The following is an 18,487-nucleotide window of genomic DNA, read 5'->3' on the forward strand; positions in this document are numbered from 1 at the left end:
GATTCCACGATGCTTTATCACCTGCTGTTTCCCCTGGCGGATGATTTCATCATCTTCAATCTGTTCCGGTACATCACGTTCCGGACGGGCGGAGCGATCCTGACCGCGTCCGTGATCAGCTTCGTCTTCTTCCCGACCCTGATCCGCTGGCTGAAGTCCAAGCAGGGCGAGGGCCAGCCGATCCGCAGCGACGGGCCGGAAACCCACCAGAAGAAGAAGGGCACGCCCACCATGGGCGGCCTGATGATCCTGATCGCGGTGATGATCAGCACGCTGCTGTGGGCCGACCTGACCAACCTGTTCGTCTGGGTCGTCCTGCTGGTCACCGTGGGCTTCGGCCTGATCGGCTTCGGCGACGACTTCCTGAAGCTGACCAAGCGCAACACCAAGGGCCTGTCGGGCAAGCTGAAGCTGGCCGGCCAGATCGGCACCGGCGGGGTTGCGGCCCTGATCATCGCGGTGTTTGGCCAGGACACCGTGTCCCACGGCTTGGCCGTCCCCTTCATGAAGGACCTGCTGATCGACCTCGGCTGGTTCTTCGTGCCGGTGGCGGTGTTCGTCATGGTGGGGGCCAGCAACGCCGTCAACCTGACCGACGGGCTGGACGGGCTGGCGATCGTGCCGGTGATGATCGCGGCGAGCTGCTTCGGCCTGATCGCCTATCTGGTCGGCAACACGGTCTTCGCCAACTACCTGCAGATCCACCACGTGCCGGGAACCGGCGAGCTGGCGGTGTTCTGCGGCGCGATGGTCGGCGCCGGCCTCGGCTTCCTGTGGTTCAACGCGCCGCCCGCCATGGTCTTCATGGGCGACACGGGATCGCTGTCGATCGGCGGCGCGCTGGGCGCCATCAGCGTCATCACCAAGCACGAGCTGGTGCTGGCGATCATCGGCGGCCTGTTCGTGCTGGAGACCGTGTCGGTGATCGTCCAGGTCACCTCCTACAAGCTGACCGGCAAGCGGGTCTTCCGCATGGCGCCGCTGCACCATCACTTCGAGAAGAAGGGCTGGGCCGAGCCGACCGTCGTCATCCGGTTCTGGATCATCGCCGTGGTGCTGGCCCTTGTCGGCCTGTCCACCCTGAAGCTGCGGTGACGCCATGATCGACCTCAAGCACCTCCGGGGGAAACGCTACGCGGTCATGGGCCTCGCCAAGTCAGGGCTCGCCACCGCCAGGGCGCTGGCCGATGCCGGCGTGGAGATCCTGGCGTGGGACGACGGCGAGGCCGGCCGCGCCGCCGCGGCCACCGCCGGCATCGCGCTGACCGACCTGAATACGGCCGACCTCTCCGGGGTCGAGGCGCTGGTGCTGTCGCCCGGCATCCCGCACAGCTTCCCGAAGCCCAATGCGGTCGCGGCACGGGCCAGGGAAGCCGGCCTGCCCATCATCGGCGACATCGAGCTGCTGTACCGGGCGCAGCCCAAGGCGGCCTATGTCGGGATCACCGGGACCAACGGCAAATCCACCACGACGGCGCTGATCGGGCACATCCTGGCGCTCGCCGGCCGGAGGATCCAGGTCGGCGGCAATCTCGGCACGCCGGTCCTCAGCTTCGAACCGCTGGGCGAGGACGGCATCTACGTGCTGGAGATGTCGTCATACCAGCTGGAGCTGGTGCCCTCCGTCGGGTTCAACGTCGCGATCCTGCTGAACGTCACGCCCGACCATCTCGACCGCCACGGCGGCATGGACGGCTACGTCGCCGCCAAGCGCCGCATCTTCCAGCACCCGAAGCGCTCGCACACGGCCATCGTCGGCGTGGACGACGCGCATTGCCGGGCCGTGTTCGACGACATGGAGCATACCGTCCCGTGCGCCGTGGTCCCCGTCTCGGCGGAGCGGCCGACCAAGGGGATCTATGTCCTGGACGGCAAGCTGTTCGACGGCGGCGCCGAGCCGGTGATCGACCTGTCAGGGATCGCCGCCCTGCCCGGCCGGCACAACTGGCAGAACGCGGCGGCGGCCTTCGCCGCGGCGCGGGCCTGCAGCGTGCCGCTCGACACCATCCTCGAAGGACTCCGCAGCTTCCCCGGGCTGGCACACCGCCAGCAGCTGGTGGCCGACCGGGACGGCGTCCGGTTCGTCAACGACAGCAAGGCGACCAATGCCGACGCGGCGGCCAAGGCCCTGGCCTGCTACGACCCGATCTACTGGATCATCGGCGGCCAGCCCAAGGAAGGCGGCCTGGACGGGCTTGAACCCTTCATGCCGCGCATCCGCCGCGCCTTCCTGATCGGGCAGGCGGCGGAACAATTCGCCGCGTGGCTCGACGCCCGGGGCGTCGCCTATACCCGGTGCGGGACCCTGGAAACGGCCGCGCCGGCGGCGGCGGCGGCGGCGCGGGCGGAGGCCCTGCCCGGCGCCACCGTTCTGCTGTCGCCGGCCTGCGCCTCGTGGGACCAGTTCAGGAGTTTCGAGCACCGCGGCGAGGTTTTCGCGGCCCTGGTCAACGATTCGTTGGTGAAGAAGGAAATCGCGGGATGACCGCTTTCGCCCGGACCGACCATTCCATATTCGGCAAGTGGTGGTGGACGGTGGATCGCTGGACGCTGGCGGTGGTGGCGGTCCTGATGGGACTCGGCATCGTGCTGGTCCAGGCGGCCAGCCCCGCGGTGGCCGAGCGCATCGGGCTGGACAATTTCCACTTCGTCCAGCGCCATATCCTGATGCTGGTGCCGGCCTGCATGGTGATGGTCGGCGTGTCGCTGCTGAGCCTGCGCGGGGTCCGGCGGACGGCCGTGGTCGCCTTCGTCCTCTTCACCATCCTGCTGGCGCTCACCATGGTCATCGGCTTCGAGATCAAGGGTGCGCGCCGCTGGATCCATATCCCCGGTCTGTCGATCCAGCCGTCGGAGTTCGTCAAGCCGGCCTTCGCCGTGGTCGCCGCCTGGCTGTTCGCCCACGGCAAGACCAGCGAGCGGTTCCCCGGGGCGACCATCTCCATCATGCTGTACCTGATGATCGTCGGGTTGCTGATGATGCAGCCGGACCTGGGCATGACCTTCGTCGTCTCGGTGGTGTGGTTCTGCCAGTTCTTCCTGGCGGGGCTGCCGATCGTCCTGGTCGCCATCCTGGGCGTGCTCGGCATCACCGGCCTGGTCGGCGCCTACATGCTGTTCCCGCACGTGTCGAGCCGCATCGACCGCTTCCTCGACCCGGCGGCGGGCGACAACTACCAGGTGACCCGGTCGCTGGAGGCGTTCCAGAACGGCGGCGCCTTCGGCACCGGCCCCGGCCAGGGCAGCATCAAGATGATGCTGCCCGACGCCCATGCCGACTTCATCTTCGCGGTCGCCGGCGAGGAGCTGGGCCTGTTCTGGTGCCTGGTCCTGATCACGCTGTTCGCCTTCATCGTGATCCGCGGCTTCCTGCGGGTGATGCGCGACGACAACCTGTTCGTCGTCCTGGCGGTCACCGGGCTGCTGACCCAGTTCGGGCTCCAAGCCTGGATCAACATGGCGTCCAGCCTGCACATGATGCCGACCAAGGGCATGACCCTGCCCTTCATCAGCTACGGCGGGTCGTCCCTGCTGGCGCTGGGCTTCGGCATGGGCATGGTGCTGGCGCTGACCCGCAAGCGCTTCGGCGGAGGAGACGGGACATGACGCCCACCGAGACCCAAGGCCCCGTCGTCCTGGCCGCGGGCGGCACCGGCGGGCACATGTTCCCGGCGGAGGCGCTGGCCCGCGAGCTGCTGGCGCGCGGCCACCGGGTGGTGCTGGTCACCGACCGGCGCGGCAAGGCGTTCGGCGATGCCCTGCCGGAGGTCGAGGTCCACCGCATCCGCGCGTCGAGCTTCGGCAGCGGCATGATGGGCAAGCTGCGCGGCGCCGTCGAACTGTGCCTGGGGGCACTCCAGGCGCGGCGCCTGATCGCGGCCCTGCGGCCGTCCGTCGTGGTGGGCTTCGGCGGATACCCGTCGGTCCCGACGGTGCTGATGGCCCAGCGGGCGGGCGTGCCGACCGTGCTTCACGAACAGAACGCGGTGCTCGGCCGGGCGAACCGGATGCTGGCGTCGGGCGCCGCCCGGATCGCCACCTCCTTCGCCACCGTGTCGGCGGTCAAGCCGGCGGACCGGTCGAAGCTGGTGGTGACCGGCAACCCCGTGCGCCCGGGCGTCACGGCGATGCGCGACCTGCCCTATCCGGCGCTGGAGCCGGGCGGCGAGCTTCGGCTGCTGGTGGTCGGCGGCAGCCAGGGGGCTCGGATCTTCAGCGAGATCGTGCCGGAAGCCCTGGCGCTGCTGCCCGGCATGCTGCGGGGGCGCATCCGCATCGCCCAGCAGTGCCGGCCGGAGGACCTGGAGGCGGCGAAGGCCGCATTCGCCAGGGCCGGGATCGATGCCGAGCTGTCCAGCTTCTTCCGCGACGTGCCCGACCGGCTGGCAGCCTGCCATCTGGCCATCTGCCGCTCGGGCGCCTCGACCGTCGCCGAGCTGGCCGTGGCCGGCCGGCCGGCCGTGCTGGTGCCCTACCCGTTCGCCATGGACGACCACCAGACCGCCAACGCGCAGGCCGTCGCCGATGCCGGCGGCGCCTGGCTGATGCCCCAGCCGGCCTTCACGCCGAAGGCGCTGGCCGATCGGCTGGAAGCCCTGCTCGACCTGCCCGCCACCCTGGCCAAGGCGGCCGAGGCGGCCCGCGCGCGCGGTGCCGCCGACGCGGCCTCGCTCCTGGCCGACATCGTCACCGGCGCCGCCAAGGGCGCCGCATCACCCCAAAGCGACCGGCCGAAGGCCGGCGCGGACCGTTACTCCACCGAGGCCGCCGAATAATGAGAGCCCTGCCCCTGTCCATCGGGACGATCCACTTCGTCGGTATCGGCGGGATCGGCATGAGCGGCATCGCCGAGGTGCTGCGGAACCTGGGCTATTCCGTCCGCGGGTCCGACATCGCCGACAGCGCCAACGTCAAGCGCCTGCGCGCCCTGGGGATCCCGGTCGAGATCGGCCATCGCGGCGAGAACCTGGCCGACGCCTCGGTCGTGGTGATCTCCTCCGCGGTCAAGAAGGACAATCCCGAGGTCGTCGCGGCCCGCACCGCCCTGATCCCGGTGGTCCGCCGGGCCGAGATGCTGGGCGAGCTGATGCGGCTTAAATGGTCGATCGCGATCGGCGGCACGCACGGCAAGACCACGACCACCAGCATGGTCGGCACCCTGCTGGAAGGCGCCGGGCTGGACCCGACCGTGATCAACGGCGGCATCATCAACGCCTACGGCACCAACACCCGCCTGGGCGCCGGCGACTGGATGGTGGTCGAGGCGGACGAGAGCGACGGCACCTTCACCAAGCTGCCGGCGCTGATCACCGTCGTGACCAATATCGACCCGGAGCACCTGGACCATTACGGCACCTTCGACGGCGTGCGCTCCGCCTTCGACAGCTTCGTGCAGAACATCCCGTTCTACGGCTTCGCGGCGCTGTGCATCGACCATCCCGAGGTGCAGGCGATGATCCCGCGCGTCGCCGACCGCCGGATCGTGACCTACGGCTTCAGCCCGCAGGCCGACGTGCGCGCGGTGGACGTGGTGACCGGGACCGACGGCGCCCGCTTCGACGTGGCGCTCAGCGATCGCGTCGCCGGGGAGCCGCGCGTGATCGAGGACATTCACCTGCCGATGTTCGGACTGCACAACGTGCAGAACAGCCTGGCCGCCATCGCGGTCGGCAACGAGATGGGCATCGACGGCGACAAGATCCGGTCCAGCTTCGCCCGCTTCTCCGGCGTCAAGCGGCGCTTCACCAAGACCGGCGAGAGCAACGGCGTGACCGTGATCGACGATTACGGCCACCATCCGGTGGAGATCGCCGCCGTGCTGAAGGCGGCCCGGACCGCCGGGACGGGACGCACCATCGCGGTGGTCCAGCCGCACCGCTACAGCCGGCTGCACAGCCTGTTCGAGGATTTCTGCGCCTGCTTCAACGACGCCGACACCGTCCTGGTCGCCGACGTCTATGCCGCCGGCGAGCAGCCGATCGAGGGCGCCGACCGCGACGGCCTGGTCGAGGGGCTGCGCATGCGCGGCCACCGCCAGGTGCTGCCGCTGCCGTCGGCGGATGCCCTGCCCTCGATGGTCCGCGACCTCGCCCAGCCCGGCGACTTCGTGGTCTGCCTGGGCGCCGGCAACATCACCGCCTGGGCCAACGCCCTGCCGGGCGAGCTGGACAAGCTCTACGGCACCGAGGGAGGCAATAAGCGATGACGGCGGCCGCCCCCATGCACCACCACGAGCCCCACCTGATCGACCGCCTGCCGGCGGTGCGCGGACGGCTGACCGCGAACGCGCCGCTGGCGAACGTCACATGGTTCCGCGTCGGCGGCCCGGCGGAGGTGATGTTCAAGCCGGCCGATGCTGAAGATCTGGCCGCGTTCCTGGCGGGCTGCCCGGCCGACGTGCCGGTGACCGTCATCGGCGTCGCGTCGAACCTGCTGGTGCGGGACGGCGGCGTGCCCGGCGTCGTGGTCCGGCTGGGCCGCGCCTTCGCCGAGATAGCCGTGGACGCCGGGACGGCGGATGGCATGCAGATCCGCGCCGGCGCCGCCGCGCTGGACCTGAACGTGGCCGTGGCGGCGCGCGACGCCGGCATCGCCGGGCTGGAGTTCCTGTCGGGCATCCCGGGCACGATCGGCGGCGCGCTCCGCATGAACGGCGGCGCCTATGGCCGCGAACTGTCGGACGTGGTGGTCTCGGCCACCGCCCTGGACCGCGAGGGGCGGGAGCACGCGCTGGACCGCGGAGCGCTGGGCCTGACCTACCGGCACTGCGCGGTGCCGGAGGACTGGATCTTCACCGGCGCCACGCTCCGCGGGCATCCCGGCGATCCTGCCGGGATCGGCCACCGCATGCACGAGATCTCGTCGGCGCGGGCCGACAGCCAGCCGGTGCGGGCTCGGACCGGCGGCTCGACCTTCGCCAACCCGCCGGGCGAGAAGGCCTGGGCGCTGATCGACCGCGCCGGCTGCCGGGGCCTGATGATCGGCGGCGCGCAGGTGTCGGAGAAGCACTGCAACTTCCTGCTCAACCTGGGCTCCGCCACGGCGGACGACCTGGAGTCCCTGGGCGAGGAGGTCCGCCGCCGCGTCTACGAGACGTCGGGCATCGAGCTGCGCTGGGAAATCCGCCGCATCGGCGTTCCCGCGCCGGGCAAGACCATTCCGGGGAGCACGCCATGACCGCGAAGCCGCAGCATGTCGCCGTCCTGCTGGGCGGCTGGTCGGCCGAGCGGGAGGTGTCGCTGGTCAGCGGCGCCGCCGCGGCCAGGGCGCTGCGGGAGAGCGGCTACCGGGTCACCGAGATCGACGTGAGCCGCGACCTGGGCGCGCTCATGGCCGCCCTGACGCCCCGCCCCGACGTGGTGTTCAACGCGCTGCACGGCCGCGGCGGCGAGGACGGGACGATCCAGGGCGTGCTGGACATCCTGGGCCTGCGCTACACCCATTCCGGCATGGTCGCCTCCGCCATCGCCATGGACAAGACGCTGACCAAGCGGCTGCTGGAGAGCGTCGGCGTCCGCTCGCCCAAGGGGATGGTGGCGACGCGGGAGCAGGTGCTGGCCGGCGACATCATGCCCGCCCCCTATGTGCTGAAGCCCAACAACGAAGGATCGAGCGTCGGTATCCAGATCGTCCGCCCGGGCGACAACCGCGACCCGGTGGACGCCGAGAGCTGGAACCATGGCGAGACGGTCCTGATCGAGCAGTACATCCCCGGCCGCGACCTGACCGTCGCGGTGATGGGCGACCGTGCCCTGACCGTGACCGAGATCCGGCCCCATTCCGGCTTCTATGACTATTCGGCGAAGTATACCGACGGTCGGGCTACGCACCTCGTCCCGGCCCCCGCCCCGCAGGCCGTTTTGGACGAGGCCATGCGGATGGCCCTGCTCGCGCACCGGACTTTGGGCTGTGCCGGAGTGAGCCGCAGCGACTTCCGTTGGGACGATGCAATTAAGGATAGCGGCGGAGTTTATTTCCTAGAAATTAACACACAGCCCGGTATGACCCCCCTGTCCTTGGTTCCCGAACAGGCGGCACATCTGGGTATATCGTTTGCCGAACTGGTCGTCTGGATGGTGGAGAACGCCGCATGTCACGTGTGAACAAGCCGACCCTCTGCGCGCCCCGCGACCTTCGCGCCCGCACGGCGGAGCGCGCGCGGAACGCCACCCAGAAGGCCACGGAGAAGGCGAACCGCCGCCGGTCCTGGCCGCGCTGGACCGAGAAGGCGATGCGCCTGGGCCTGATCGCGTTCCCGATCCTGCTGGCCGGCGGCGCCGGGGCCTGGGCCTATCAGACCGGGTGGTTCGGCACGATGGCCGACCGGACGACCGCCGCCCTGATCGACCTGACCGTCGATGCCGGGCTGGAGGTCCAGGAGGTGCTGGTCGAAGGCCGGGTCGAGACCGACCGGAACGCGGTGATGGCGGCGATCCAGGTCAAGCGCGGCGACCCGATCCTGCAGTTCGACCCGGAGGCGGCGCGCGCCGGCCTGGAACGGCTGCGCTGGGTCGCGACCGCCACGGTCGAACGCCGCCTGCCCAACACCGTGTTCGTCAAGCTGGACGAGCGCAGGCCGATGGCGCTGTGGCAGCGCGACGGGAAGCTGGCGCTTATCGACCGGGACGGCGAGGTGCTGACCGAGCGCGAGCTGGGCCGCTACAACGACCTGCTCCAGATCATCGGCACCGATGCGCCGAAACACGCGCCGGAACTGCTGGGGCACCTGGCGACCGTGCCGGCGCTGTTCGAGCGGGTCAATGCCGCCAGCCGCGTCGGCGGTCGGCGCTGGGACCTGCATCTGGCCAACGGCGTCGTGGTCCGTTTGCCGGAGAGCGACATCGGCGGCGCCCTGAAGCATCTGGCCGAACAGGAATTGAAACAACCGGTGCTTGACCGCGACATAGTCGCCGTCGACCTCCGCCTGCCGGACCGGCTGGTGATCCAGACTTCGACGGCTGCGGCACAACGTCGCCGTGTGCCCGAGGAAAAGATCTAAAGCCGTATCAGACTATCCGAAATAGGTAATACATACCAAATGCAGTAAGGCAATCGCCGTTTGAAATACTGTATCTTGGGATGATAAAGTGATTACTGCGTTAGGCCGAGGCCTGAGGGGACTGCGAGCGAAACGATGGCCTTCAACGGGAGCAAGAGAGTGAAGCGACCGGTGCGCGGCGGGGTAATCGCCGCGCTGGACGTCGGCACAACCAAGGTCTGCTGCTTCATCGCGCGGGTCGAGGACGGCGGCGCGTTGCGGATCATCGGGATCGGCCATCAGGTTTCACGCGGCCTGCGGGCCGGCACCATCGTCGACATGGACGCGGCGGAACAGGCGATCGGCACGACCGTCCATGCCGCGGAGCAGATGGCGGGCGAGACGATCCGCGAAGTGCTGGTCAACATCTCCGGCGGCCAGCCGGTCTCCCAGACGACCAACGTCGAGATCCCGATCGGCGGGCACGAGGTCGGCGACGCCGACGTGCGCCGGGCGCTCGCCCAGGCCCGCCAGTTCCAGGGCAACGCCGACCAGGAGCTGATCCACTCCATCGCGGTCGGCTATTCGATGGACGGCAACCGCGGCATCCGCGACCCCCGCGGCATGTTCGGCGAGAAGCTGGGCGTCCAGCTCCACACCGTGACGGCGGGATCGAGCGCGGTCCGCAATCTCGCCACCTGCGTCGCCCGCTGCCACCTGGACATCGAGAGCTTCGTCGTCTCCCCCTTCGCCAGCGGCCTCGCGGCCCTGGTCGAGGACGAGATGGAGCTGGGCTGCACCCTGATCGACATGGGCGGCGGCACCACGACCATCTCGGTCTTCTTCGACGGCAAGTGCGTCTATACCGACTGCGTGCCGGTCGGCGGCAGCCACGTGACCAACGACATCGCGCGCGGCCTGACCACGCCCGTGGCCCACGCGGAGCGCATGAAGACCCTGTACGGCAGCGCCATCGCCAACGTCGCCGACGAGCGCGAGATCATCGACGTGCCCCAGGTCGGCGAGGACGAGCCGGCCCAGGCGAACCACGTTCCCAAATCGCTGCTGGTCGGCATCATCCAGCCCCGGCTGGAGGAGATCTTCGAGCTGGTCCGCGCCCGCCTGGAAGTCAGCGGCATGGGCAAGGTGGCCGGCCGCCGGGTCGTGCTGACGGGCGCCGCCAGCCAGCTGCCGGGCACGCGCGAGCTGGCCCAGCTCATCCTGGACAAGCAGGTCCGGCTCGGCCGGCCGATGCGGATCGACGGGCTGGCGGAAGCCACCGGCGGTCCCGCCTTCTCGACGGCGGCGGGGCTGCTGGCATTCGCGGTGCAGAGCCACGCGGAGCTGCCGGGCTTCAGCGCCGAGGCGGAACCGCCGAAACATCTTTGGGGACGCGTGAGCCTCTGGCTGAAGGAGAACCTATGAGCCGGGGCCAGGAACAGTCGACAAAGCGGAACAGCGCGCCGCGCGGATGCCGGGATAGAGATGCCCGCATCCGTGAAAGCGATCGGACACGACGGGCGATATGCAGGCCGGCACTGACCGGCGGTGTGAAAACCAACATGAATTCATGGAATTGAATTCGGGCGAATTCGAAGGGAACTGGAGGCTGTCATGATCAATCTCAGCATGCCGGAAATCGAAGTGGATCTGCGGCCGCACATCACGGTGTTCGGCGTCGGCGGGGCTGGCGGCAACGCCGTCAACAACATGATCAAGTCCAACCTGGAAGGCGTCGAATTCGTCGTCGCCAACACCGACGCGCAGGCGCTGAAGGGCGCCCTGGCGGAGAAGCGCCTCCAGCTCGGCACCACGATAACGCGCGGCCTTGGTGCCGGTTCCCGGCCGGACGTCGGCCGCGCCGCGGCGGAAGAGCAGCTCGCCGAGATCATGGGCTACCTGGAAGGTGCCAACATGGTCTTCATCACCGCCGGCATGGGCGGCGGCACCGGCACCGGTGCCGCCCCCGTGATCGCGCGGGCCGCCCGGGAGCAGGGCATCCTGACCGTCGGCGTGGTGACCAAGCCGTTCCACTTCGAAGGCGCGCACCGCATGCGCCTGGCCGAGACCGGGATCAACGAGCTCCAGCAGTTCGTCGACACCCTGATCATCATCCCGAACCAGAACCTGTTCCGCATCGCCAACGAGAAGACCACGTTCGCCGACGCCTTCAAGATGGCCGACGACGTGCTGCATTCCGGCGTGCGCGGCGTGACCGACCTGATGGTGATGCCCGGCCTGATCAACCTAGACTTCGCCGACATCCGGTCGGTGATGACCGAGATGGGCAAGGCCATGATGGGCACCGGCGAGGCGTCGGGCGAGCGCCGGGCGATCGACGCGGCCGAGGCCGCGATCAGCAACCCGCTGCTGGACGACGTGTCCATGAAGGGCGCGCGCGGCGTGCTGATCAACATCACCGGCGGCATGGACATGACGCTGTTCGAGGTCGACGAGGCGGCCAACCGCATCCGCGACGAGGTCGATCCCGACGCCAACATCATCTTCGGCTCCACCTTCGACCAGGACCTCGACGGCCGCATGCGCGTGTCGGTGGTCGCCACCGGCATCGAGGCCGAGAAGATCGCCCATCCCCGCCCGGCCACGGCGACCAACGGCCTGAGCGTGGTCAGCGGCGGCCGCAAGACCGTCGCGCCGGCTCCGGGACCGGCGGGCCTCGTCGCGCGCGCCGACCAGGCCCGCCAGCCGACCGACTACCACCACACGCTGGTCGCCGCCCCGATCCATCCGGGTGCGGCCCAGGGCCATGGCGGCCAGGGCCAGGGCGGTCCCCAGGGTTATGCGCCCCAAATGCATGCGCCGCAGGGCCACGCCGCGGTCGGCAACACCGTCCGGTCGTTCCCCATCGAACCGCAGCAGTACCAGCACCCCGAGCCGGCGCCCGCCGCCTATGCGCCGCCGGCCGAGCAGCAGGCCCCCCAGCCGCAGCAGCATGCGGAAACCCAGCCGGCGCATCACCAGTCGGAGCTGGCCGCCCCGCCGCGCGGCCGCGAGCCCGAGCGGGTCAGCGGCCCGCTGCGCGGCCAGAACCAGGACGGCGTGTTCATCGCCCCGCGTCCGGCCGACTCCGGTCCGCGCCCGCAGAGCCAGAACCTGAACACCGAGCGCTATCTCGCCCCGACGGCGGCCCTGCCCGAGGCGGCGCCAAAGAAGCGCGGCAGTTCCCTGTTCGAGCGGGTCACCGGCCTGGGCCGGCGGATCATGGAAGGCTCGGAGCCTGAGCAGCAGGCCCGCCAGGCACCGCAGCCTCCGGCCCCGCCGGCGGGCGTCAAGCAGGCTCCGGGCGGTGCGCCGCAGGCGCCGCGCCCGGCAGCCGAGCCGATGGACCGTCCGGCCAAGCTGAGCCACGCGGAAGAGGAAATGCTGGACATTCCGGCCTTCCTGCGCCGCCAGGCCAACTGACCCTGAAGCCGCGGGCACCGCGCCGGTCGCGGTGCCCGCCGGCCTGCGGAACAAGTATCGGAGAAAGCTCCCTGCCCGCGCGGCCGGGGGCTTTTTTCTTGGCCCAATGCTTTGAAGAAGAGGATGTGGGTGTGATGACCGTCACTCGATGACTATCCCGCACCTGCGTAACAATCCGTAACAAAGAGTGATTTGTGCTGTGGCGTGGGACTTGTTAGGTATTAGTCGTGGGTAACGCCCACGGCAGCCTAGTGCTTATCGAAGTATTGCCCACACGACGCATAGCAGGTAATCAAGTGTCCGAGCAAAGCCAGAGTAACGAGACGAAGTTTCAGCAGACGCTGAAGAGCCCGATCAATTGCACCGGCATCGGTCTGCATTCCGGGTCCAAGGTCTCCATGCGCCTGATGCCGTCGGATGCGAATACCGGCATCGTGTTCGTGCGTACCGACCAGCCGGCCGATCGCGCGACCATTCGGGCCGACTGGGACCGGGTGACCGATACCAAGCTGTGCACCGTGATCGCCAACGACGCCGGGGTGTCGGTCGGCACGATCGAGCACCTGATGGCAGCACTTCGCGGCTGCGGCATCGACAATGCGGTGATTGAGCTGAACGGCCCGGAAGCGCCGATCATGGACGGCAGCTCCGCTCCCTTCGTGTTCCTGATCGAATGCGCCGGCATCCGGCAGCAAGAAAAGCCGCGCCGCCTGATCAAGGTCCTCAAGCAGGTGACGGTCGGCGACCAGACCCGCTTCGCCAGCCTGTCGCCCTCGCCGGTGACCGGCTTCAGCTTCGAGATCGACTTCGCCAGCGCCGCGGTCGCCCGCCAGGAGACCTATGTCAAGCTCGGCAGCGGCACCTTCAAGGCCGAACTGGCCCGAGCCCGCACCTTCGGCTTCCTGCACGAAGTCGACCAGATGCGAAAGCTGGGTCTGGCGCGCGGCGGTTCGCTGGACAACGCCATCGTCATCAGCGGCGACAAGGTGCTGAACGAGGGTGGCCTGCGCTACACGGACGAGTTCGTGCGCCACAAGATCCTGGACAGCATCGGCGACCTGTATCTGGCCGGCGCCCCGATCGTCGGCCATTTCCACGGCTGCCGCTCGGGCCACGCGCTGAACAACCAGCTGCTGCATGCCATGTTCGCAGACCAGACCGCCTGGTGCTATGTCGATGCCGACGACGTCGGTGCGACGCCGGCGGAATGGGCCCGGGAGAAGATCGCGGCCGTCGCCTGATCGGCGTCCGAAACCGGACCGACCATCCCGAAAGGCACCGGAGGGCTTCCCTTCCGGTGCCTTTTTCGTTCTGATGGAGCCCTCAGCGGGAGGGGGCGGGCCATGTCCGGGGATCGCGCGTCGGGCTACGTGACCGAGATCGAGTATACCGGCGGATTCTATCCCGAACTGGGGCCGGTGCGGCTCGGATTCGCGGCGCAGGCCGCCGGCCTCGGCGGTCCCGATCCCGGACTGCCCTTCACCTATCTGGAACTGGGCTGCGGCCAGGGACGCTCGACGGCGCTTCATGCCGCATCCCTGCCCCACGGCCGGTTCTTCGCCGCCGACCTGAACCCCGCGCACATCCGGAACGCCCGGGCGCTCTCCGAATCGGCCGGCCTCGCCAACGTAACCTGGCTGGAACGGAGCTTCGCCGAGTTGCTGGACGAGGATCTGCCGGATCTCGACTTCATCACGCTGCAAGGCGTCTATTCCTGGATCAGCGCGGAAAACCGCCGGCATGTGGCCGAACTGGTCCGGCGGCGGCTCAAGCCGGACGGCCTGGTCTATCTGAGCTACAACGCCCTGCCCGGCTGGACCGCGGCGGCGCCGCTCCGCCGGCTCATGGCCGACCATGCCGCCCTCGGCACCGGGCCGCTGGAAGGCCGTATCCGCGACGCGGTCGGGTTCGCCGACGCCCTGCGCGACGCCGGAGCCCGCTATTTCCAGCGCAATCCCGCCGCGGCGTCCCGCCTCGACCAGATCGCGGAGAAATCGCCGGCCTATCTGGCCCACGAATACTTTAACCGGGACTGGACGCTGTTCTACTTCGCCGACGTCGCGGCGGAGATGGCGGAGGCCGGGCTGGGCTTCGCCGGATCGGCCCACCTGATGGACCGGGTCGAAGCCCTGACGATCCCGGCGGCGGCACGGCCGGCCTTGGCCGGTATCCACGACCCGATATTCCGCGAGACGGCGAAGGACTTCATCACCGGTCAGCCGTTCCGGCGCGACGTCTTCGTCCGGCCAGGAGCCCGGCCGGCCCCGGACCCCATCCTGGCCCTGGTCACGCCGCGCGAGGCCTGCCCTGGCCGCGTCGCGGTCCCGGCCGGCGATTTCCGGATGGACGGGGCGGTCCATGGCACCGTGCTGGACACCCTCGCGGGGGAACCGCAGCCGCTTTCGAGCCTGCTCGCCCTGCCGGCCCTGGCCGAACGGGGACATGGCATGCGGCTGGACGCGGTCATGACGCTGGCGGGGCTGGACCTGATCGGCCCCGCGCTGCCGCGGGCGGGCCTGCCCGGACGGCTGGCCTCGACGCGCCGCTTCAACGCGGCGATGCTGGACAGGCAGAGGGCCGGCCTGGAAAGCTCGGTCCATCTGGCGTCGCCGGTGCTGGGGACCGGCGTCGAGGTCAACCTGCTGGAAGGCCTGACCCTGTCGGCATGGCGGGACGGGGCCGGGGATCCGGCCCGATTCGTCTGGAACGTGCTGGCCGGACGGGGCCAGCGCCTCGTCAAGGATGGCAGGACGCTGGAGAGCGAGGCCGGGAACCTGACGGAGATCGCGGAGCGTATCGAAGCCTTCGCGGCGGAGCGCCTGCTGGTGCTGAGCCAACTGGGCGTCGCCGAGTGACGCGCGTCGTCAGGCTTCCGCAGCCAGCAGCCGGCGCGCGGTTTCCGCGTCGGCCAGGATCTGCTGCTTCAGCGCGTCGAAGTTCTCAAACTTCCGTTCCGGCCGGATGAAATCGATCATCTGCACCCGCAGGTGCCTTCCGTAGAGATCGCCGGCGAAGTCGAACAGGTGGACCTCAAGCAGTTCCTTCAGTCCGTCGACCGTCGGCCGCCGGCCCAGGTTGGCGACGCCGTCCGTCCAGACCGTCTGCGCGCCCTGGTCGATGCCGGCGCGCACGGCATAGACGCCGTAACGGGGGCGCAGATACTCCCCCAGTTCCAGGTTGGCGGTCGGGAAGCCGATGGTGCGGCCCCGCTGGTCGCCATGCTCCACTCGGCCCTCCAGTTCCCACGGGCGGCCCAGGACCGCGGCGGCATCCCGGGGATTGCCCGCGGCCAGGAGGTCGCGCACGCGGGTGGAGGAAAAAACCCCGCCGGTTGCGTCGGCGGCGGGCTTCACTTCGGTCACGCCGAAGCCCGCGGTCCGCGCCGCCTGATAGAGGAAGCCGACGTCCCCGCCGCGCTTGTGGCCGAACACGAAATCATAGCCGGCCACCACGTGGCTGGCGCCCAGTCCGGCGACCAGCACCTCGTCCACGAACTGCTGAGCCGTCTTGTGGGAGAACGCCTGGTCGAAATGGATCACGAACAGCAGGTCGACGCCGAGATCCTCGATGTGGCGGGCCTTGATGCGGAAGGGCGTGAGGCGGAACGGCTCGTCGGCCGGCCGGAACAGACTGCGGGGGTGGGGTTCGAAGGTGAGCACGGCGAGCGGCTTGCCGGTGGCACTGGCAATGTCGGCGGCGGTGCCGATGACGATCCGGTGACCGCTATGGACGCCATCGAAATTGCCCAGCGCCACCACGGCGCCGCGCGCGTCTTCCGGCAGGTCTGTATAGTGTCTGAATAGTCTCATACCGGGCACCCCCTTGCCGCCCGGACCTCGATTAGCTCAAAAAAACAAGGATGTATATAGGCGGCGATCGGCGCGTGGTAAGCGCGCCGATCGTGATGGCCCGAGGTGCCGGGGAAACGGACCCCGTCCGTCACATGCGGGAGGGGACCATCAGCAGGGCGTCGCCGTCGATCACCACGTTGCCGGCCACGGTGCAGACCGTCTTCACCGCCACGCGGCGCTTCTCGGGGAAGACCTCGGTCACGGTGACGCGCGCCTGCACGGTGTCGCCCGGCCGCACCGGCGCCCTGAACTTCAGGTTCTGGCTCAGATAGATGCAGCCCGGACCGGGCAGCTTGGTCCCGAGCACGGTCGAGATCAGGCTGGCGGTCAGCATGCCGTGGGCGATGCGCCCCTGGAACATGGTGGTGGTGGCGAATTCCTGATTGAGATGCACCGGATTGGTGTCGCCCGAAACGCCGGCATAGAGCACGATGTCGGCGTCGGTCACGGTCCGCGCGTATACGGCGGACTGGCCGACGAAGAGGTCCTCGAGAAAAAATCCGGTCAGGCCATCGTTGGCGCTGCGCACGTCATCCATAATCCGACCTCTTCCAATTCCGATTGCACACGGATTGTGCATCAGGAAGCTATTTTACTGCAATGCGGCATAACCGCGCCCATGCCACCATCCCATAAGACTTATGAAGGAGAGGTTAGTTCCCGACGCCTGTTGAATCGTCCCCGTGAGTTTGACTTTCCGGACACCCGAGCAACCGTCTATCGGACCCGCCGGAATTCTCGCTACGGATTCTCGGCACGGGTTTTCGGCACTTCAAAGGATGGTACGGCATGAGTCACGGCTTCGCTCTCATCACCGGCGGCACCACCGGCATCGGCGCCGCCTTCGCAAGGCTGCTTCCGGAAAGCACCAACCTGCTGCTCGTCGCGCGCAACGAGGAGAGGCTCTCCGAACGGCGTGCCGAACTGGAGCGGCCGGGACGCACGGTGGAAACGGTCGCCGCCGACCTGTCCACGCGCGAAGGCCGCGACAGGCTGCTGGACAAGGCGTCCGAATGCGAGATCGACCTGCTGATCAACAATGCCGGGGCCGGCCGCTTCGCCCGAGTCCTGGACAACGACCCGGACGACGAGTTGGCGACGGTGGAACTGAACGTCGTCGCCCCCACCGTGCTGACCCGCGCGCTGCTGCCGGGCATGATCGAGCGCGCCCGGCGCGACCGCCGGCGGTGCGGGCTGATCCTGGTGTCGAGCACGACCGCCTTCCAGCCGATCCCGCTGCTGACGACCTATTCGGCGACCAAGTCCTTCGTGCTGGCCTATGGCGAGGGGTTGAGGGAGGAGACCCGGCGCGACCCGCTGGACCTACTGGTGCTCTGCCCCGGTGCCACCCGGACCGAGTTCAGCGAGCGCTCCGGCTTCGACCTGGGGAGCATCCCCGGCGCCGACGACCCCATGAAGGTCGCGCGCGAGGGGCTGGAGAACCTGGGCCATCGCACTGTCCATGTGGTCGGCGTGGGCACGCGGGCGGCGCTGACGCCTTTCCTGATCCCGCGGCGCATCGCCACCACCGGGGCCGGGGCGATCATGTCCATCCTGGGCAAGGCCAACCGGCTGAAGCCGCGCCAGATGTGACGCCGGATCATCCGGCGCGCAGGGCTTGCCACAGGGTGCTGACGGCGAAGCCGATGAACATCACCCCGGTCGCGCGGATGATCCAGATCTCGCCCGACCGGTACAGGCGGCGCAGCGGCGGCGTTCCCACCAGCCAGATCAGAATGGCATCCGCGACCAGGAATCCCGCGAACACCGCGCCTAGCAGGAGCGGTGCGTTGGCCGCGGTCAGGGACTCCAGGTCCTGGGCCAGCAGCGCAGTGAAGACGGACAGGGTGACCGGATAGCTCTTGGGATTAGTGACCCCGAACATCAGGCCACGGGCCAGGGGCCGCCGGACGGAGGTGGAGACCTGCCCAGAGGCATCGCGCCGGACCAGGACGGCGCGAGTTCCCAGGTAGAGCAGGTATGCCCCGCAGGCCAGCGCCAGTACCTGGAACACGACCGGCGCTATGACCTTGGCGCCGATCAGCGCGGTCAGCGCCAGCATGGCCCACAGGGTATCGCCGACCAGATGCCCGGCCAGGAACCCCGCCCCGGCCCGCCGCCCCTGGGCAGCGCCGATCCCGAGCAGGGCCAGCACGGCCGGGCCGGGCGTCAGGACGACGATGGCTCCCGCCATCGCGGCCGCCAGCAGGATCGAGACTTCCATCGTTCTCCACCT

16 protein-coding genes are annotated in these 18,487 nt (G+C 69.1%); 13 read left to right on the forward strand and 3 right to left on the reverse strand.

Features of this window, described 5'->3' with window-relative positions; genetic code table 11:
* Nucleotides 1-9 precede the first annotated feature (9 nt).
* The 12 genes from mraY to JL101_RS19500 all read left to right on the forward strand — a co-directional run bounded on the left by mraY (nucleotide 10) and on the right by JL101_RS19500 (nucleotide 15,255).
* Nucleotides 10-1,095, forward strand: a complete 1,086-nt coding sequence (mraY, locus tag JL101_RS19445; RefSeq protein WP_203097743.1) for a phospho-N-acetylmuramoyl-pentapeptide-transferase — start codon at nucleotides 10-12, stop codon at nucleotides 1,093-1,095.
* Nucleotides 1,096-1,099: 4 nt separating this feature from the next.
* Nucleotides 1,100-2,485: a UDP-N-acetylmuramoyl-L-alanine--D-glutamate ligase gene (gene murD / locus JL101_RS19450; RefSeq protein WP_203097742.1), complete on the forward strand. Its 1,386-nt coding sequence runs from the start codon at nucleotides 1,100-1,102 to the stop codon at nucleotides 2,483-2,485.
* Nucleotides 2,482-3,606, forward strand: a complete 1,125-nt coding sequence (gene ftsW, locus JL101_RS19455; RefSeq protein ID WP_203097741.1) for a putative lipid II flippase FtsW — start codon at nucleotides 2,482-2,484, stop codon at nucleotides 3,604-3,606. The genes murD and ftsW overlap by 4 nt, the downstream gene beginning before the upstream one ends.
* Complete coding sequence (gene murG / locus JL101_RS19460) at nucleotides 3,603-4,775, forward strand: undecaprenyldiphospho-muramoylpentapeptide beta-N-acetylglucosaminyltransferase (RefSeq protein WP_203097740.1); 1,173 nt, start codon at nucleotides 3,603-3,605, stop codon at nucleotides 4,773-4,775. The genes ftsW and murG overlap by 4 nt, the downstream gene beginning before the upstream one ends.
* A complete protein-coding gene (gene murC, locus JL101_RS19465) occupies nucleotides 4,775-6,205 on the forward strand; it encodes a UDP-N-acetylmuramate--L-alanine ligase (protein ID WP_203097739.1) in 1,431 nt (476 codons plus the stop codon). Before murG ends, murC begins: the two co-directional genes overlap by 1 nt.
* On the forward strand, nucleotides 6,202-7,176 hold the full coding sequence (gene murB / locus JL101_RS19470) for a UDP-N-acetylmuramate dehydrogenase (RefSeq protein ID WP_203097738.1): 975 nt from the start codon (nucleotides 6,202-6,204) through the stop codon (nucleotides 7,174-7,176). The genes murC and murB overlap by 4 nt, the downstream gene beginning before the upstream one ends.
* Nucleotides 7,173-8,102: a D-alanine--D-alanine ligase gene (locus JL101_RS19475; RefSeq protein ID WP_203097737.1), complete on the forward strand. Its 930-nt coding sequence runs from the start codon at nucleotides 7,173-7,175 to the stop codon at nucleotides 8,100-8,102. Before murB ends, JL101_RS19475 begins: the two co-directional genes overlap by 4 nt.
* A complete protein-coding gene (locus JL101_RS19480) occupies nucleotides 8,090-8,998 on the forward strand; it encodes a cell division protein FtsQ/DivIB (RefSeq protein WP_203097736.1) in 909 nt (302 codons plus the stop codon). Before JL101_RS19475 ends, JL101_RS19480 begins: the two co-directional genes overlap by 13 nt.
* Nucleotides 8,999-9,133: 135 nt before the next feature.
* A complete protein-coding gene (ftsA, locus tag JL101_RS19485; protein WP_201078363.1) occupies nucleotides 9,134-10,402 on the forward strand; it encodes a cell division protein FtsA in 1,269 nt (422 codons plus the stop codon).
* Nucleotides 10,403-10,591: 189 nt separating this feature from the next.
* A complete protein-coding gene (ftsZ, locus tag JL101_RS19490; protein ID WP_203097735.1) occupies nucleotides 10,592-12,400 on the forward strand; it encodes a cell division protein FtsZ in 1,809 nt (602 codons plus the stop codon).
* Between the two features lie 296 nt (nucleotides 12,401-12,696).
* Nucleotides 12,697-13,641 carry a UDP-3-O-acyl-N-acetylglucosamine deacetylase gene (lpxC, locus tag JL101_RS19495; RefSeq protein WP_203097734.1) on the forward strand — a complete coding sequence of 315 codons (945 nt, stop codon included), beginning with the start codon at nucleotides 12,697-12,699 and terminating at the stop codon, nucleotides 13,639-13,641.
* A gap of 102 nt (nucleotides 13,642-13,743) precedes the next feature.
* Nucleotides 13,744-15,255, forward strand: a complete 1,512-nt coding sequence (locus JL101_RS19500) for a class I SAM-dependent methyltransferase (RefSeq protein WP_203097733.1) — start codon at nucleotides 13,744-13,746, stop codon at nucleotides 15,253-15,255.
* A gap of 9 nt (nucleotides 15,256-15,264) precedes the next feature.
* Here the strand turns inward: JL101_RS19500 and JL101_RS19505 are convergent, their stop codons facing one another.
* Together JL101_RS19505 and JL101_RS19510 are read right to left on the reverse strand one after the other, a co-directional pair.
* Nucleotides 15,265-16,209 (reverse strand): bifunctional riboflavin kinase/FAD synthetase, encoded by a 945-nt coding sequence (locus tag JL101_RS19505; RefSeq protein WP_203097732.1) that lies wholly within the window; start codon nucleotides 16,207-16,209, stop codon nucleotides 15,265-15,267.
* Between the two features lie 130 nt (nucleotides 16,210-16,339).
* Nucleotides 16,340-16,789: a MaoC family dehydratase gene (locus JL101_RS19510; protein ID WP_203097731.1), complete on the reverse strand. Its 450-nt coding sequence runs from the start codon at nucleotides 16,787-16,789 to the stop codon at nucleotides 16,340-16,342.
* A gap of 251 nt (nucleotides 16,790-17,040) precedes the next feature.
* Here JL101_RS19510 and JL101_RS19515 point away from each other — a divergent pair, with 251 nt between their 5' ends.
* Nucleotides 17,041-17,844 (forward strand): SDR family NAD(P)-dependent oxidoreductase, encoded by an 804-nt coding sequence (locus JL101_RS19515; RefSeq protein WP_203097730.1) that lies wholly within the window; start codon nucleotides 17,041-17,043, stop codon nucleotides 17,842-17,844.
* Between the two features lie 7 nt (nucleotides 17,845-17,851).
* Here JL101_RS19515 and JL101_RS19520 read toward each other — a convergent pair whose 3' ends face one another.
* Nucleotides 17,852-18,475 (reverse strand): LysE family translocator, encoded by a 624-nt coding sequence (locus JL101_RS19520; protein ID WP_203097729.1) that lies wholly within the window; start codon nucleotides 18,473-18,475, stop codon nucleotides 17,852-17,854.
* Between the last annotated feature and the right edge of the window lie 12 nt (nucleotides 18,476-18,487).

The sequence above is a fragment of the Skermanella rosea genome (assembly GCF_016806835.2).
GTDB classification, from domain to species: domain Bacteria; phylum Pseudomonadota; class Alphaproteobacteria; order Azospirillales; family Azospirillaceae; genus Skermanella; species Skermanella rosea.

Bases quoted from the DNA above. Each gene is read 5' to 3' on its own strand.
- murC (WP_203097739.1), top strand. From the start codon at position 4,775: ATGAGAGCCCTGCCCCTGTCCATCGGGACGATCCACTTCGTCGGTATC.
- JL101_RS19475 (WP_203097737.1), top strand. From the start codon at position 7,173: ATGACCGCGAAGCCGCAGCATGTCGCCGTCCTGCTGGGCGGCTGGTCG.
- ftsW (WP_203097741.1), top strand. From the start codon at position 2,482: ATGACCGCTTTCGCCCGGACCGACCATTCCATATTCGGCAAGTGGTGG.
- JL101_RS19500 (WP_203097733.1), top strand. From the start codon at position 13,744: ATGTCCGGGGATCGCGCGTCGGGCTACGTGACCGAGATCGAGTATACC.
- murB (WP_203097738.1), top strand. From the start codon at position 6,202: ATGACGGCGGCCGCCCCCATGCACCACCACGAGCCCCACCTGATCGAC.
- JL101_RS19515 (WP_203097730.1), top strand. From the start codon at position 17,041: ATGAGTCACGGCTTCGCTCTCATCACCGGCGGCACCACCGGCATCGGC.
- murG (WP_203097740.1), top strand. From the start codon at position 3,603: ATGACGCCCACCGAGACCCAAGGCCCCGTCGTCCTGGCCGCGGGCGGC.
- ftsA (WP_201078363.1), top strand. From the start codon at position 9,134: ATGGCCTTCAACGGGAGCAAGAGAGTGAAGCGACCGGTGCGCGGCGGG.
- JL101_RS19520 (WP_203097729.1), bottom strand. From the start codon at position 18,475: ATGGAAGTCTCGATCCTGCTGGCGGCCGCGATGGCGGGAGCCATCGTC.
- murD (WP_203097742.1), top strand. From the start codon at position 1,100: ATGATCGACCTCAAGCACCTCCGGGGGAAACGCTACGCGGTCATGGGC.
- JL101_RS19510 (WP_203097731.1), bottom strand. From the start codon at position 16,789: ATGGATGACGTGCGCAGCGCCAACGATGGCCTGACCGGATTTTTTCTC.
- mraY (WP_203097743.1), top strand. From the start codon at position 10: ATGCTTTATCACCTGCTGTTTCCCCTGGCGGATGATTTCATCATCTTC.
- JL101_RS19480 (WP_203097736.1), top strand. From the start codon at position 8,090: ATGTCACGTGTGAACAAGCCGACCCTCTGCGCGCCCCGCGACCTTCGC.
- JL101_RS19505 (WP_203097732.1), bottom strand. From the start codon at position 16,209: ATGAGACTATTCAGACACTATACAGACCTGCCGGAAGACGCGCGCGGC.
- ftsZ (WP_203097735.1), top strand. From the start codon at position 10,592: ATGATCAATCTCAGCATGCCGGAAATCGAAGTGGATCTGCGGCCGCAC.